Annotated in this window: 16 protein-coding genes and 1 pseudogene; 9 read left to right on the top strand and 8 right to left on the bottom strand. The window is 64.2% G+C overall.

From position 1 onward, the window contains the following. Window positions 1-14: 14 nt before the first annotated feature. A complete protein-coding gene (locus tag ACVWZM_RS41590) occupies window positions 15-287 on the top strand; it encodes a GNAT family N-acetyltransferase (protein WP_229189821.1) in 273 nt (90 codons plus the stop codon). A gap of 11 nt (window positions 288-298) precedes the next feature. Here ACVWZM_RS41590 and ACVWZM_RS41595 read toward each other — a convergent pair whose 3' ends face one another. Together ACVWZM_RS41595 and ACVWZM_RS41600 are read right to left on the bottom strand one after the other, a co-directional pair. Further along, window positions 299-1,090, bottom strand: a complete 792-nt coding sequence (locus tag ACVWZM_RS41595; RefSeq protein ID WP_141340426.1) for a fumarylacetoacetate hydrolase family protein — start codon at window positions 1,088-1,090, stop codon at window positions 299-301. A 101-nt stretch (window positions 1,091-1,191) separates the two neighbouring features. Further along, complete coding sequence (locus ACVWZM_RS41600; protein WP_456856158.1) at window positions 1,192-1,605, bottom strand: DUF3597 domain-containing protein; 414 nt, start codon at window positions 1,603-1,605, stop codon at window positions 1,192-1,194. A 287-nt stretch (window positions 1,606-1,892) separates the two neighbouring features. Between ACVWZM_RS41600 and ACVWZM_RS41605 the strand changes: the two genes are divergently transcribed. The 3 genes from ACVWZM_RS41605 (at window position 1,893) to ACVWZM_RS41615 (ending at window position 3,850) form a co-directional block, all read left to right on the top strand. After that, window positions 1,893-2,804, top strand: a complete 912-nt coding sequence (locus ACVWZM_RS41605; RefSeq protein WP_076828616.1) for a DUF2189 domain-containing protein — start codon at window positions 1,893-1,895, stop codon at window positions 2,802-2,804. 82 nt (window positions 2,805-2,886) lie between these two features. Further along, the gene (locus tag ACVWZM_RS41610) at window positions 2,887-3,027 is read left to right on the top strand and encodes a hypothetical protein (RefSeq protein WP_156436338.1); all 141 of its coding nucleotides are present in this window, start codon (window positions 2,887-2,889) and stop codon (window positions 3,025-3,027) included. A gap of 7 nt (window positions 3,028-3,034) precedes the next feature. After that, window positions 3,035-3,850, top strand: a complete 816-nt coding sequence (locus tag ACVWZM_RS41615; protein ID WP_076828618.1) for a lytic murein transglycosylase — start codon at window positions 3,035-3,037, stop codon at window positions 3,848-3,850. 145 nt (window positions 3,851-3,995) lie between these two features. On the opposite strand, the gene ACVWZM_RS41620 is transcribed toward ACVWZM_RS41615, so the two are convergent. Next, complete coding sequence (locus ACVWZM_RS41620; RefSeq protein WP_057018525.1) at window positions 3,996-4,280, bottom strand: hypothetical protein; 285 nt, start codon at window positions 4,278-4,280, stop codon at window positions 3,996-3,998. 722 nt (window positions 4,281-5,002) lie between these two features. Between ACVWZM_RS41620 and ACVWZM_RS41625 the strand changes: the two genes are divergently transcribed. The 4 genes from ACVWZM_RS41625 (at window position 5,003) to ACVWZM_RS41640 (ending at window position 8,179) form a co-directional block, all read left to right on the top strand. Continuing rightward, a complete protein-coding gene (locus ACVWZM_RS41625) occupies window positions 5,003-5,155 on the top strand; it encodes a DUF1127 domain-containing protein (RefSeq protein ID WP_016846063.1) in 153 nt (50 codons plus the stop codon). Window positions 5,156-5,265: 110 nt separating this feature from the next. Then, a complete protein-coding gene (gene trmFO, locus ACVWZM_RS41630; RefSeq protein WP_456856160.1) occupies window positions 5,266-6,699 on the top strand; it encodes a methylenetetrahydrofolate--tRNA-(uracil(54)-C(5))-methyltransferase (FADH(2)-oxidizing) TrmFO in 1,434 nt (477 codons plus the stop codon). A 5-nt stretch (window positions 6,700-6,704) separates the two neighbouring features. After that, window positions 6,705-7,808 carry a serine/threonine protein kinase gene (locus tag ACVWZM_RS41635; RefSeq protein ID WP_456856162.1) on the top strand — a complete coding sequence of 368 codons (1,104 nt, stop codon included), beginning with the start codon at window positions 6,705-6,707 and terminating at the stop codon, window positions 7,806-7,808. 86 nt (window positions 7,809-7,894) lie between these two features. Further along, entirely contained in the window at window positions 7,895-8,179 is a 285-nt protein-coding gene (locus tag ACVWZM_RS41640) for a DUF1488 family protein (protein ID WP_057018527.1), read from the top strand. Here ACVWZM_RS41640 and ACVWZM_RS41645 read toward each other — a convergent pair. The 5 genes and pseudogenes from ACVWZM_RS41645 to yajC all read right to left on the bottom strand — a co-directional run bounded on the left by ACVWZM_RS41645 (window position 8,176) and on the right by yajC (window position 12,469). Further along, the gene (locus ACVWZM_RS41645; protein ID WP_456856164.1) at window positions 8,176-9,039 is read right to left on the bottom strand and encodes a phytoene/squalene synthase family protein; all 864 of its coding nucleotides are present in this window, start codon (window positions 9,037-9,039) and stop codon (window positions 8,176-8,178) included. The genes ACVWZM_RS41640 and ACVWZM_RS41645 overlap by 4 nt on opposite strands. After that, window positions 9,036-9,419 (bottom strand): Mth938-like domain-containing protein, encoded by a 384-nt coding sequence (locus ACVWZM_RS41650; protein ID WP_018271534.1) that lies wholly within the window; start codon window positions 9,417-9,419, stop codon window positions 9,036-9,038. Before ACVWZM_RS41650 ends, ACVWZM_RS41645 begins: the two co-directional genes overlap by 4 nt. 6 nt (window positions 9,420-9,425) lie before the next feature. After that, window positions 9,426-10,461: pseudogene (secF, locus tag ACVWZM_RS41655) on the bottom strand (protein translocase subunit SecF). A 10-nt stretch (window positions 10,462-10,471) separates the two neighbouring features. Beyond that, window positions 10,472-12,073, bottom strand: coding sequence for a protein translocase subunit SecD (secD, locus tag ACVWZM_RS41660; RefSeq protein WP_057018530.1), 1,602 nt, complete (start codon window positions 12,071-12,073; stop codon window positions 10,472-10,474). Between the two features lie 39 nt (window positions 12,074-12,112). Beyond that, window positions 12,113-12,469, bottom strand: a complete 357-nt coding sequence (gene yajC, locus ACVWZM_RS41665; protein WP_026192737.1) for a preprotein translocase subunit YajC — start codon at window positions 12,467-12,469, stop codon at window positions 12,113-12,115. A 190-nt stretch (window positions 12,470-12,659) separates the two neighbouring features. Here yajC and ACVWZM_RS41670 point away from each other — a divergent pair, with 190 nt between their 5' ends. Then, on the top strand, window positions 12,660-13,643 hold the full coding sequence (locus ACVWZM_RS41670) for an ATP-binding protein (RefSeq protein WP_057018531.1): 984 nt from the start codon (window positions 12,660-12,662) through the stop codon (window positions 13,641-13,643). Window positions 13,644-13,798: the final 155 nt, after the last annotated feature.

The following is a 13,798-nucleotide window of genomic DNA, read 5'->3' on the forward strand; positions in this document are numbered from 1 at the left end:
ACCGGGATTTTGCGATGGCTGCCGTCCGCGACAACAGGGACCAAAACCGCTTCGAACTCGACACCGAGGGCGGCCTCGCTTTTGCGAATTACCGGCGGACGCCCGCGGCCGTGATCATCACCCATACCGAGACACCGCGCGCCCTGCGCGGCCGCGGCATCGCATCGGAGCTGGTCAGGGGGGCGCTGGAGCTGATCCGCACCGACGGCCACAAGGTGATCGCCGGCTGCGGCTTCGTGGTCGACTACCTCAACAAGCATCCGGAATACGCGGATCTTGCAGGTTAGAGCCCTGCCCCTCAGACGATCTTGATCGACATATCGGGCAGGCCCTCGAGCTTGCACAGCAACACGTCGCCCTTGACGACCGGGCCGACATTCTCCGGCGTGCCGGAATAGATGATGTCGCCGGCCTTCAGCTCGAAGGCCTCGGAAAGCTTCGCGATCTGCTCGGCGACGCTCCAGATCATGTTCTTCAGATCCGAGCTCTGCCGCACCGTGCCGTTGACCGCGAGCGATATCGCACCTTGCGTGAAGTGGCCGGTCTTATCAGCCGGATGGATCGGCCCCAGCACTGCGGCATGATCAAAGCTCTTGCCGATCTCCCACGGCTTCTTTTCCGCCGCCATGCCGTTCTGCAAATCGCGCCGCGTCATGTCGAGGCCGAGCGCGTAGCCATAGACGTGGTCGAGCGCCTTGTCGGCTGGGATGTTGGTGCCGCCGGATTTCAACGCGGCGACCAGCTCGACCTCATGGTGATAGTTCTTGGTCAGCGACGGATAGGGATGATCGGCGACCGTGCCGATCGCGACATTCTGGATCGCGTCGGTCGGTTTCTGGAAGAAGAACGGCGGCTCGCGGGTCGGATCGGAGCCACGCTCGATCGCATGCGCCGCGTAGTTGCGGCCGATGCAGTAGATGCGGCGGACCTGGAACACTTCGCTGGCGCCAACGATCGGGATCGTCACCGCCGGTACCGGAAACATCGCCTTCGACGCGGTCTCGGCATGGGCCGGCGCGGATTGCGCGGCGGCGCCGGCCAGTGCGAGGGCGCCGGTCGCAAGCATCGTCCGGCGATCGAGATCAGTCATGAGCGTTCTCCTTCTTGTTCGCCGATCTATAGATGCTCGCCGATCGATAAAAAAGGCCCGCGCTGGCGCGGGCCCTGGCCGTGTGCGGGATGATGATCCGCTCAGTGCTTGATGTCCGGGGGCAGCTTGCCGCCATTGGCCGCGAGCTTCGTCATCACCTGCTTGTGCAGCCAGATGTTCATGCTGGCGGAATCGCTGGTGTCGCCGGAGTAGCCGAGCTCCTTGGCGAGCTCCTTGCGCGCCGACAGGCTGGAGTCGATGTCGAGCGCCTTCATCAGGTCGACGATCGAGGTGCGCCATTCGAGCTTCTCGCCCTTCGCGGCCACCGCCTTGTCGAGAATGGGGGCGACGTCAACGGACTGCGCGGGCGCTGCGCCGGCCGGCACCGCTGCAGGAGACGACGATGCACTGCCGGATCCACCGGCGGGAGCTGCGCTTGTGGCCGATCCGCCTGCGGGCGCGGCGCTGGCGCTGCTACCGAAGATCGCGCCCATGATTCTTCCGAAAATGCTCATCGTTCGCTCCCAAGACTGTTGAGATGTGAAAGCCAGACGGCGCTGGGACGCCTGACCGCGGTCGCAGTTGAAGTCTATAGCCCCCTCCATAGCTTGCCAATGCGACATTCACTTAAGCGTGAGTGCTTTTGCCACGGTTTGGGAGTAGCCTTGCCGAACAGTTCGCGACACGGCCAGTTCCCTGCTCTGTCTTTCGCGTCTGGCTTGCTCGTGATCGCTTCGAGAGGCGGTACGTTTGTGCCCTGTTGCGGGCGCAGAATGCGACCGCCCAGAGGGAGACAACGACCATGGCCACGTCATACCAAGGCAATGTCAGTTCGATGACGCAGAGCGGACAAGGCGCCGCGTCTGCGCCGGTCATCCGCACCATCGGCTTGTCCGATTTGCATCATGCGCTGCGTCTCGGCTGGGAAGACTTCAAGGCGGTGCCAAGTCACGCCATCGTCCTCTGCCTGATCTATCCGGTGCTCGGCCTCGTGCTTGCGCGCACCGTGCACGGCTATTCCGTGCTGCCCCTGCTGTTTCCGCTGGCCGCGGGCTTTGCCCTGCTCGGCCCGTTTGCCGCCATCGGCCTCTACGAAATGAGCCGCCGCCGCGAGGACGGCGGGGAAGCATCTGCGTGGGATGCCATGGAGGTATTCCGCTCACCGTCATTCGGCGCGATGCTCGGGGTCGGAACGCTGCTTTTCGCACTGTTCGTGACCTGGATCGCCACCGCCCAGGCCATCTACACGGCGGTGTTCGGCTATGAGACCGCGGCCAACATTCCCGATTTTGCCGCGCGCGTGCTGACCACCCAGCAAGGCTGGTGGCTCATCGTGGTCGGCTGCGGCGTCGGCTTCCTGTTCGCGCTCGTCGCGCTTTGCATCAGCGTGATCGCCTTCCCCATGATGCTCGACCGCCAGGCGACCGCCGGCGAAGCCATGGTGACGTCGATGCGCGCCGTCGCACAGAACCCGGTGCCGATGGCGGCCTGGGGCCTGATCGTCGCGGTGCTGCTGGTGCTGGGCACGATCCCGTTCTTCCTCGGGCTTGCCGTGGTCATCCCGCTGCTTGGTCACGCCACCTGGCATCTCTATCGCGAGGTCATCGTCAAGGATCCGAATGCGCGGCCGGTGATCCCCGAACCGCGCGAGCGCAAGCCCGCCGCGGACTTCCCGGCCAATCTGTTTCCGTGGCGGCGCAGCGATCGCGGCTAAGCGCCGCTAACCGGATTCGTAAACGTCAAAGCAACCGCCGGCCGATATGTTCGGCCGGCGGTTTATCGTTCAGGATCGTCAAATGGGTGTGAAACTGGCGTGGCATTTGCAGCGCGGCCTGAGAAAAAGCGGCTCGGTCACGAGCCTTGTTTTGGCCGCTGTTGCCGCGAACATACCCGCCGCCTTGCGCGACCAATCGATGACATCGCAGACTCCGGAGTGAATTGCCTATGACCTCTCGCTCTTGCTTTCGTACGCTCGCCATCGGCGCGTGGCTCCTGACCTCGACAGCATCGGCGCTGGCCGCTCAATGCGGCACGGGCACGTTCGAATCCTGGCTCGACGATTTCAAGAAAGAGGCTGCGACGAAGGGCATTTCGCAGAACGCGATCCAGGCCGGGCTGGCTGGCGTCACGCAGGACAAGGCGATCCTCGCCCGCGACCATTCGCAGCAGGTGTTCAGCCAGACCTTCGAGCAATTCTCGGGCCGCATGGTGCCGCCGCGGCTCAATCGCGGCTCCGACATGATGAAGCGCTACGGCTCGGTGCTGTCGCGAATCGAGGAGGCCTACGGCGTACCGGGCGAAATCCTGGTCGCGATCTGGGGACTGGAGACCGATTTCGGCGTCAACACCGGAAAGTTTCCGACCATACGTTCGCTGGCGACGCTCGCCTATGATTGCCGCCGCTCCGACATGTTCAAGGCCGAGTTGATGGATGCCTTGCGCATCGTCGAGCGCGGCGATCTGCCGCCGCAGGAGATGCGCGGCGCCTGGGCCGGCGAGATCGGCCAGACTCAATTCATGCCGTCGTCCTACATCAAGTTTGCGGTCGACTTCGACGGCAACGGCAAGCGCGACCTCCTGCACAACGTGCCCGACGTGCTGGCGTCGACGGCGAACTATTTGAAGAGCTATGGCTGGAAGAAGGGCAAGGGCTGGGAGCCCGGCAGCGAGAATTTTGCGGTGATCCAGCAGTGGAACAAGAGCGAGGTGTACGCCAAGACGATCGGCTACTTCGCCACCCAGCTCGCCAAGGCTCCGTAGCGCTTTCACACCAGCTCGCGTGGCGCAGCGAGCCAAGGACGAGGCCACCCTTCTGCTCTGACTAGATCAAAGCCGGTCCAGCTACGGATGAATCAAAAAGGGCCGACTGCCCCAGGCAATCGGCCCCTATCGCCATGATCAAAACCTACTTCGCCATGCTGGCTTCGGCAGCCTTGCTGAGATGCGCGCCGCAAGCACCCCACTGGTTGTTCAGCATCGCGTCCTGAGCGAGCGAGACTTCCTTCTCCGCCGCGAATTTGACCTCATTGTCAGCCATAGCTTCGACTGCAGCTTCGGTCTTGCCGAGATTGGCACCGCTGCAGCCGAGGCCCGCGTGATGACGATGCGCGGCCTGAGCGGGAGCGACAGCGTAGGCAACGGCAGCCACGGTGGCTGCTGCGATCAATGTCTTAATCATGGGATGATCCATCTGTTGTTCTTGGACAGATCCCAGCGTGATTGCGGAATCTGCGGAACGATTATTCGCTGTTCCCGACACCGTTCAGAATGAACTTCGCGCGATACAAACGTGATGAGCGCTGCGCGCGCATCGCGCATGCGTTGCATAGTGTTTTGATTACATGTCGGTAAGGAAGCGGCGCCGCAATAGCTTTGCTCGACGCGTTCACTTCAATCGAGCTGCACTTCCGATAATCAGCAGCGCGTTCGCGCGGCAGGCGAAAATCTGAGCAGGCGGGAGGGCCGAACTACCTCCGAGGTCAATGCGACTGATTGACGCTGCGTCCGCCTAGGTGCCAACCCTATCATGCTATGAATATTAAATCATTCATACAGCAACATTCCGCATGCGAATCACGCATGGAACACGCCGCCGTGATCTGGCGTCAGCCGAGCGCCATCCCTTGACCGAACGGTCTGTAATTACCATATTAACGGCGTAGTTCAAGTCACCGCCATTCTTCTAACTCACTGATCTCAAGAAGATTTTGACGCCGTCGCCCGGCTCTGCGGAACTTTGGTCCACTGGACCTTGCTCGCTGCGCCAAACGGTTAACCGGAACTTACCGCCGCTATGCGTTTTGAGCTTAGCTGCATCGCAACATCGGAACTACCGCACTGCACTATATCATCTATATTCACTTCAACGATGAGGCTTTTGAAAAGCTGAATCTGAATTACTAGGAGACTACCATGTTGCTCTCGCTCATCCGCATGATCCAGGCTTTCCGGGATTATCAGCGCAATGTCAGCGAACTGTCCCAGCTCAGCGATCGCGAACTCGCCGATATCGGCCTCGACCGCTCGGACATTCCGCGCGTTGCCGCCGGCACCTACAACGGCTAATCGGCCGCAAGCCATCTGCTAAACGGATAACGCCCGCTTCCACAGCGGGCGTTGTCGTTTGTGGTGCGGTTTCAGATGCATATGAGATCAAAACGCGCTAACGCTGCGCGATGACACCGCATCAATCCCCTTCCCAACCCGTGCACATCGTGGGCGCGGGGCTCGCCGGCTCGGAAGCCGCCTGGCAGGTCGCCAATGCCGGCGTCCGCGCCGTGCTGCACGAAATGCGCCCGCACCGGATGACCGAGGCGCATCGGACCGAAGGCTGCGCCGAACTGGTCTGCTCGAACTCCTTCCGCTCCGACGATGCCGCCAACAACGCGGTCGGGCTGCTGCACGCGGAGATGCGGCGGCTGGGCTCCCTGATCATGCGCTCGGCCGACGCCAACCAGGTGCCCGCCGGCGGCGCGCTGGCGGTCGACCGCGACGGCTTTTCGGCCGCCGTCACCAAGGCGCTCAACGAACATCCGCTGATCGAGATCAGCCGAGAGGAAGTCGCAGGGCTGCCGCCGGCCGACTGGAGCAACGTCATCGTCGCGACCGGCCCCCTCACCTCGGCACCGCTTGCCGACGCCATCAGGCTTCTGACCGACGAGAGCGCGCTGGCATTCTTCGACGCGATCGCGCCGATCGTGCACAAGGATTCCATCGACATGTCGGTGGCCTGGTTTCAGTCGCGCTACGACAAGGTCGGCCCCGGCGGCACCGGCGCCGACTACATCAACTGCCCGATGACGAAGGAGCAGTATGACGCCTTCGTCGCGGCGCTGCTCGACGGCGAGAAGGTCGACTTCAAGGACTGGGAGACCAACACGCCCTATTTCGACGGCTGCCTGCCGGTCGAGGTGATGGCCGAGCGCGGTCACGAGACGCTGCGCCACGGGCCGATGAAGCCGGTGGGATTGACCAATCCGCACAACCCGACCGTCAAGCCGTATGCGATCGTCCAGCTGCGGCAGGACAACAAGCTCGGCACGCTCTACAACATCGTCGGCTTCCAGACCAAGCTGAAGCACGGCGCGCAGCAGCGCGCGTTCCGCACCATCCCCGGCCTCGAGAACGCGGAGTTCGCCCGCCTCGGCGGCCTGCATCGCAACACCTTCCTGAATTCGCCAAAGCTGCTCGACGGGCAGCTGCGTCTGCGCGCGCAGCCGCGGCTGCGCTTCGCCGGGCAGATGACGGGGTGCGAGGGTTACGTCGAGTCGGCCAGCGTCGGCCTGATCGCCGGCCTTTGCGCTGCCGCCGACATGCGCGGTGCCGCGCTGACGCCGCCGCCGGCGACGACCGCGCTCGGCGCGCTGCTCGGCCACATCACCGGTGGCCACATCGAAACGATCGAGGCCGGTTCGCGCTCGTTCCAGCCGATGAACATCAATTTCGGTCTGTTCCCGCCGCTGGCCAGTGCGCCGACCAAGAAGCCGGACGGCTCGCGGCTGCGCGGCAACGAGAAGACCGTCGCCAAGAAGCAGGCGATCAGCGCGCGCGCGCTCGCCGATCTCGACCACTGGATCGCAGAGCACCTGCGCGTTGCGGCAGCGGCCTGACAGTCATGAGCTTGCCGAAAGACGATGACGCCACCCTGTCGGTGCGGTGGAGCCAGGGCGTGCTGCTCAAGCGCGACGTGTTCTCGACCGTCGAGCGCGGCCGCTTCCGCGCCGATGACGGCGAGGTCGACGGCGTGCTGCGCCGGCTCGATCAGGTGCCGTTCTGGTCGTTCGCCCTGGCGCTGCATCTGTTCTCCCGCGAGCGCCGCGCGCTGACCTTGGCGCGCGGCCTCGACGTCGGGCCGAAGCTGTTGTGGGCCGGCCGTCGCGCGCTGGTCCGTGGCTTCATCGACGGCGCGGCGCTGCATCTGGCGAAGCCGCACGGCGACGTCGCCTATTTTCGTTCGGCCAAGGCCGCGTTGCGCAAGCTGCATCGCGCCGGCATCTGCCACAACGATCTCGCCAAGGAGCAGAACTGGCTGGTCGGCCGCGATGGCCGCGCCTACCTCACCGACTTCCAGCTTGCCGCCTGCTTCAAGACCCGCAGCCGACTGTTCCGCATCGCCGCCTATGAGGATCTGCGGCATCTGTTGAAGCACAAGCGCAGCTACGCGCCGGAGGCGTTGACGCCGAAAGAGCGCAAGGTGCTCGCAAAGAAGTCCGCGGTCGCCAGCATCTGGCTCAAGACCGGCAAGAAGGTCTATCAGGCGATCACGCGCGGCATCTTCAATTTCACCGACCGCGAAGGCGGCGGCCGGAGGCTGGTCAACGACGCCCCGGTATTGATCGATCTGATCCGCAAGAATCCGCAGGTGCGCGACACCGCGATCGTCGCCTTTGCCGACCGGCGCGTCGGCGTCGGACTCTACGCCTTCGTCGAGGCGGACCAGTCCGCGCTGGAAAAGACGCTGCGCAACGAGCTTACCGCAGCCGGGGGCGTCAAGCCGCCCGAACACATCCAGGTCGTGCATGCGCTGCCGCGCGATGCCGCCGGCAAGCCGCGCACCGAAATCCTGCAGCTCGTCGCCATGAACCAGATCGACCTGATCGAACCGATGATGCGCAGCGACGCCGATCGCGAGTTCCTCAAGGATATCCTCGAGCAACGCAAGAATTTGCGCGACCGCTTCAATTTTGAAGTCGCCGAGATGGACCGGCCGGCAGGTTAGAGCGCGCTTCTCGGCGCGTGGCCCTCGACAAACGCGGCGCGAAGCTTCACTCTTTGCGAGGGGTAGCGCGTCGAGGGACAAGTTTAATGCCACTCACCCGTGGCCGGATCGGGGGATACGATTCCGAACGACTGGCGTTCGGATTCACCATGATGAACGGCGACCAGGAAATCGAATGCCAGATCAGCGACGCCGCACTGGACGAGTTGGCCGGCACGCGTGGAACGGCGAGCATGGCGCGGCAAGCCCAGTTCGTTGCGCTGCGCGACGCGGTCGAACAGATCGCATCCGACATCTATGACAGCGGCCCGATGGTCAAGGGCAGAACGATCCGGATCTTCACCAAGCACATCTCGAAGGAGCAAAGCTAGCGACCGAACTCCTCCGTGCGCGCGGCTCGCCACAACGTCCAGAGCGTGCGCAGGCGCGAAACCGGCTTCGGCAGGAACGGGTCGTAGTCGTCCCTCCTCGCCCGGTTCAGCTCGCGCCTGACATGGGCGAGCGGCAGGAAGATCGGCCTCACGCCCGACGGGACATCCGCAAGCAGCCCGAACGAGGTCTTGAGATGGCCCTGGGCCTCGTCCGCAAGCTGATCGATCGCGGCACGGATGTTCGGCGTCACCTTGCCGGCAAACACCTCCTCCTTGCTGCCGCCGTGCTGCTGCAGCAGCTGTAACGGCAGAAACAGCTGATGCCGTGCGGCGTCGCGTCCGAACGAAGCGATGACCTGCGCCATGCCCTGGGCAAGACCCGCATGACGGGCTAGGTGATCAATCGCCTCCGACGGTCGCGCCACCACGCGCGTAGCCTGCGAGAACAGCACTGAGGCCGTGGCGTCGAGATAGCCCTCGAGCGCGGCCAGCGACGGCATCGGGTCGTTGTAGAGATCGAACTGGTGCTCCTCGACCAGCTGCGAGAATGGCGAGACCGGCAGACGGTGATTTCGGATCGTGTGCAGCAGTTCTGCCGCGACCGGATTGCCCTCGACGCCGCCATGGCCCGCACCGGCCAGCATGTCGGTCCACCATTGCAGCCGCATCTCGCCGGGCAGCGGCTGGCTGACCTGCTCGTGCACGCGCGAGACCTCGATATTGAAGGCGTAGATCGCAAGCATCGCGCGCCGTTCCGGACCCGGCAGGAACAAGGTCGACGCGTAGCGCACGAAGTCATGGCTCCGCACCAGATCGGCGCAGAAGGCCGCGCCGTCCTTCGGCGCCTCCGTCGCGCTCATGGCACCGCGATCAGCGCCGCCGCGACGCGACGCCGCTCGCCCAGCATGATGTTGTAGGTGCGGATCGCAGGTCCCGTCTGCATCGGATCGAGCACCACCCGCACGGCCCGCAGAGCCTCGCGCAGGCCCTTTGGCGGGACCCAGACGTCGGTGCCGGTGCCGACGATCAGCGTGTCGATCGCATTGGCGGCCGCGAACACCTTTTGCAGCGAGTATTCGTCGATCTCCTGCGGCCTGGTGACCGGCCAGGCCCAGATCGAGTCAGGCAGGCACAAGAGCGAGCCGCGGTGCGACATATCGGCAAACGCGAAGCCGCCCTTGCCGTAGGCCTCGATCGGCGCCGACCTCGGAAGATGGGGAGCGTCCGAGGAGTTGCTCATGACCAGCTACTTCTTGGCTGCCGCCGTGTCCGGCTTCTTGGCCGGCGCGTCCTGCACCGCGTCTCCACCCCGCGTGGTGTGAACACCGAGATAGATCAGAATCGGCGCCGCGATAAAGATCGATGTGTAGGTGCCGACCAGCACCACGCCGAACATCATGACCGCGGTGAAGCTGTGGATCGCCTGGCCGCCGAACAGCAGCAGCGCGAGCAAAGCCAGCGTCACGGTGACGTGGGGTGATGATCGAGCGCGACAGCGTCGAATTGATCGATTCGTTCAGCAGCTGCGGCATCGGCATCTTCTTGTAGCGCCGCAGCATCTCGCGGATACGGTCGTAGATGACAACGGTATCGTTGAGCGAATAACCGAGAATCGTCAGCAGCGCCGCGATGCTGGTGAGGTCGAAATCGACCTGGGTGATCGACATGAAGCCGATCGTGAGCACGATGTCGTGGACGTTGGCGATCATGGCGCCGAGCGCGAACTGCCATTCGAACCGGAACCAAAGGTAGATCAGGATGCCCATGATCGCGAACATCAGGCCGATCATGCCGTAGGCCAGCAGTTCGCCGGAGACGCGCGGTCCCACCACCTCGACGCGACGGTAGTCGACGGATTCGCCGAGCGCGCCGCGCACTTTCGTCACCGCATCCTGCTGCGCCTTGTCGCCGCCGGGCTGCTCGGCGACGCGGATCAGGACTTCCGCCGGACCGCCGAACTGCTGCAGCTGCACCTCGCCGAGGCCAAGACCGTTCAAGGTGGTGCGCATCGCGGCGATGTCGGCGGTGCCGGATTTCGCCTGCACCTCCAGCAGCGTGCCGCCCTTGAAGTCGATGCCGAAATTCAGGCCGTGGGTGAAGAACAGCGTGATGGCAAGGATCGAGAGCAGCGCCGAGATCGGGAAGCTGATGCGGCGAAAGCGGGTGAAATCGAAATGCGTGTCGTCCGGCACGATGCGCAGCGGCGGCAGCAGGCCGAGCGCCGCGACCACGGTCAACACGGCGATCAGGATGCCAAGGCCAATGAGAACGGTATGAGTCACAACAGGCCTCTCAGATCGGCACGGTTTGCGGCCGCTTCCACCGCACCCAGCCGGCGACGATCAGGCGCGTCAGGGTAAAGGCGGTGAACACCGTGGTGATGATGCCGATGCCGAGCGTCACGGCAAAGCCGCGGACCGGTCCGGTGCCGATGTAGAACAGCACGGCGGCGGCGATGAAGGTGGTGATGTTGGAGTCGAGGATGGTCGCCAATGCCCGCTTGAAGCCGGCGTCGATCGCCGAGATCGCGTTGCGGCCGCCGCGCAGTTCCTCGCGGATGCGCTCGTAGATCAGCACGTTGGAGTCGACCGCGATGCCGACGGTGAGCACGATGCCGGCGATGCCCGGCAACGTCAGCGTGGCGTTGAGCAGCGACAGCAGTCCGAAGATCATGGCGACGTTGATCGCCACCGCGATGTTGGCGAACACGCCGAACAGCCGATAGGTGATCAGCATGAACACGATGACCAGGATCGAGCCGACATAGGCCGCGAGCTCGCCCTTCTCGATCGAGTCCTGCCCGAGGCCGGGACCGACGGTACGCTCTTCGATCACGGTCAACGGCGCCGGCAGCGCGCCGGCACGCATCAGGATCGCCAGATCGTTGGCCGACTGCACGGTGAAGCTGCCGGAGATCTGGCCCTGTCCGCCGGTGATCGGTTCACGGATCACGGGTGCCGAGATCACCTTGTTGTCGAGCACGATCGCAAACGGCTGGCCGACGTTTTCGGCGGTCGCCTGCGCAAATTTGCGCGCTCCCGACGTATTGAACTTGAAGCTGACGATCGCCTCGCCGGTGCGCTGGTCAAAGCCGGGCTGGGCATCGGAGAGCTCGCCTCCGGAAACCAGAACCTGTTTCTTGACGACATACGGAACCGGCGGCGGTGACGCGCTCATCAAGAGCTCGGAGTCCGGTGGCAGGCGGCCCTGCTGGGCCTGGTCCGGCGACACCGAGCTGTCGACCATGCGGAATTCCATCTTGGCGGTCTTGCCGAGCAGCTCCTTCAGGCGGGTCGGATCCTGCAGGCCCGGCACCTGGACCAGGATGCGGTCGGTGCCCTGACGCTGGATCACCGGCTCGACCGTGCCGAGCTCGTTGACGCGCCGTTCGACGATCTGGATCGATTGCTCGATGGTCTGCCGGATGCGCTCGGTGATCGCGGCCTGCGGGACCGTCAGGCGGATCAGGCCGCCGCCGGCGTCGGCAACCTCGAGGCTGCGCTGGCCGCTGGAGCCGAGCAGGCCGCCGAGCGGCTGCGACAGCTCGCGGAGCTTCGATAGCGCCGTCGCCTGGTCGCCTTCCCTGGAGATGCGGACTTCCACCGCGTCGTTGCGCGTGTTGAGGCCGGTGTAGCCGATCTTGGCTTCACGAAGCACCTTCCGGACATCGTCGCGGATCTGGTCGAGCTTCTCCTTCTTCACGTAGTTGGAGTCGACTTCGAGCAGCAGATAGGAGCCGCCCTGCAAGTCGAGGCCGAGGACCAGGCGCCGCTGCGCCCAGGCCGGCCAGGTCTTCACCTGCGCTTCGGGGAAGAAATTGGGCACGGCGCACAGGCAGACCACCAGCGCTGTCAGGATAATCCCCAGCGCTCGCCACCGCGTGAAATACAACATCGAGTTGACCCGTCAGATTCCAAAAAGGCGCCGCGGCAATCAGCTCGCGGACGCCTCGTCCTTGGCGTCGCCCTTCGCCGGCTCACCCTTGGTACGCACACCCGAGATCATCTGGCGCATCTGGCGCACGCGAACGCCGTCCGAAATCTCGAACTCGATCTGGTCGTCGTCGACCACCTTTGTCACCTTGCCGACGAGGCCGCCCGAGGTCACCACGGTGTCGCCGCGGCGGATGTTCTTCACGAGGTCCGCATGGTCGCGCACTTTCTTCTGCTGCGGGCGCAGAATCAGGAAGTACATGATGACGAAGATCAGCGCGAATGGCAGCAGCGACATCAACATGCTGTTGGTGTCACCAGTCGCTCCAGCCTGGGCAAACGCAGGAGTAATCAGCATTCGGACGATCCTCGGATAAGACGGGAAAGAACCGGCAGCGCCCTCGGATTCGGGGCGGTATGGCGGTCCGGACAAATTCGCGCGGACTATAGCGGCCGCGGTCCCAATTGCAACGTTAACGGACCTTCATTTAGGGCGCTTGCGGGACCGCCGCCAGCCCGATAAGGCTGCGCCGTCAGGAACTGGACAAATGCCGAAAAAAGCCAAGAAAACCACCAGTAAAACAACCCGCAAAACCACCCCCAAGGCTGCCGCCAAGCGCGCTGAAAACGCCGCGACAAAACGCCCGGTAACGGCGCTCGACGGCGCCGCGGCCGAGCGGATCGCGAACGCCCTGGAAGTCATCGCCAGCCGCCTCGCGGACGCCTCTCCGGCCCTCGATCCGGCCGAGAGCTTCGGCGCCGCGGACGCCTTTGTCTGGCATCCGGACGGGCGCCTCGCCCCGGTGCCGCGCGTCAGCCGCGTCGAGATCGGCCTGCTCAAGGGCGTCGACCGGATGCGCGATATCCTGATGGAGAACACCGAGCGCTTCGCCGACGGCCTGCCCGCCAACAATGCGCTGCTCTGGGGCGCCCGCGGCATGGGCAAGTCGTCGCTGGTCAAGGCCACCCATGCCAGCATCAATCTCGACCGCAAGCCGGCCGACCGGCTGAAGCTGATCGAGATCCACCGCGAGGACATCGAGAGCCTGCCCGGCCTGATGGAGCTGCTGCGCAGCTCCTCCTTCCGCTTCATCGTGTTCTGCGACGACCTCTCGTTCGACGGCAACGATGCCTCATACAAGTCGCTGAAGGCCGTGCTGGAAGGCGGCATCGAGGGGCGCCCCGACAACGTCATCCTCTATGCGACCTCGAACCGGCGGCATCTGCTGGCGCGCGAGATGATCGAGAACGAACGCTCGACCGCGATCAATCCCGGCGAAGCGGTCGAGGAAAAGGTGTCGCTGTCGGACCGCTTCGGCCTCTGGCTCGGCTTCCATCGCTGCAGCCAGGACGAATACCTCGCGATGGTGAAGGGCTATTGCGACCATTATGGCATCAAGATCGCCGAGGACGAACTCGAGCGCGAGGCGCTCGAATGGTCGACCACCCGTGGCTCGCGCTCGGGCCGCGTCGCCTGGCAGTACACGCAGGAGCTCGCAGGCCGGCTCGGTGTGCGGCTTAGTGGCAATTAACAGGGATGGGAGGCATAGCTCTCCCGTCATCGCCTGTGTAGCCCGGATGGAGCGCAGCGCAATCCGGGATCGTGCACTCCGCGGGTGAGCTCCCGGATTTCGCTTCGCTCCATCCGGGCTACGCGGCTGAGCGGCAAGTAATCGTCGGAGCAATC

The organism is Bradyrhizobium sp. USDA 4501 (assembly GCF_054062115.1).

Excerpts from the sequence above, each read along its gene's own strand:
- ACVWZM_RS41590 (WP_229189821.1), top strand. The coding sequence starts at position 15 with ATGGCTGCCGTCCGCGACAACAGGGACCAAAACCGCTTCGAACTCGAC.
- ACVWZM_RS41595 (WP_141340426.1), bottom strand. The coding sequence starts at position 1,090 with ATGACTGATCTCGATCGCCGGACGATGCTTGCGACCGGCGCCCTCGCA.
- ACVWZM_RS41600 (WP_456856158.1), bottom strand. The coding sequence starts at position 1,605 with ATGAGCATTTTCGGAAGAATCATGGGCGCGATCTTCGGTAGCAGCGCC.
- ACVWZM_RS41605 (WP_076828616.1), top strand. The coding sequence starts at position 1,893 with ATGGCCACGTCATACCAAGGCAATGTCAGTTCGATGACGCAGAGCGGA.
- ACVWZM_RS41610 (WP_156436338.1), top strand. The coding sequence starts at position 2,887 with ATGGGTGTGAAACTGGCGTGGCATTTGCAGCGCGGCCTGAGAAAAAGC.
- ACVWZM_RS41615 (WP_076828618.1), top strand. The coding sequence starts at position 3,035 with ATGACCTCTCGCTCTTGCTTTCGTACGCTCGCCATCGGCGCGTGGCTC.
- ACVWZM_RS41620 (WP_057018525.1), bottom strand. The coding sequence starts at position 4,280 with ATGGATCATCCCATGATTAAGACATTGATCGCAGCAGCCACCGTGGCT.
- ACVWZM_RS41625 (WP_016846063.1), top strand. The coding sequence starts at position 5,003 with ATGTTGCTCTCGCTCATCCGCATGATCCAGGCTTTCCGGGATTATCAG.
- trmFO (WP_456856160.1), top strand. The coding sequence starts at position 5,266 with ATGACACCGCATCAATCCCCTTCCCAACCCGTGCACATCGTGGGCGCG.
- ACVWZM_RS41635 (WP_456856162.1), top strand. The coding sequence starts at position 6,705 with ATGAGCTTGCCGAAAGACGATGACGCCACCCTGTCGGTGCGGTGGAGC.
- ACVWZM_RS41640 (WP_057018527.1), top strand. The coding sequence starts at position 7,895 with ATGCCACTCACCCGTGGCCGGATCGGGGGATACGATTCCGAACGACTG.
- ACVWZM_RS41645 (WP_456856164.1), bottom strand. The coding sequence starts at position 9,039 with ATGAGCGCGACGGAGGCGCCGAAGGACGGCGCGGCCTTCTGCGCCGAT.
- ACVWZM_RS41650 (WP_018271534.1), bottom strand. The coding sequence starts at position 9,419 with ATGAGCAACTCCTCGGACGCTCCCCATCTTCCGAGGTCGGCGCCGATC.
- secD (WP_057018530.1), bottom strand. The coding sequence starts at position 12,073 with ATGTTGTATTTCACGCGGTGGCGAGCGCTGGGGATTATCCTGACAGCG.
- yajC (WP_026192737.1), bottom strand. The coding sequence starts at position 12,469 with ATGCTGATTACTCCTGCGTTTGCCCAGGCTGGAGCGACTGGTGACACC.
- ACVWZM_RS41670 (WP_057018531.1), top strand. The coding sequence starts at position 12,660 with ATGCCGAAAAAAGCCAAGAAAACCACCAGTAAAACAACCCGCAAAACC.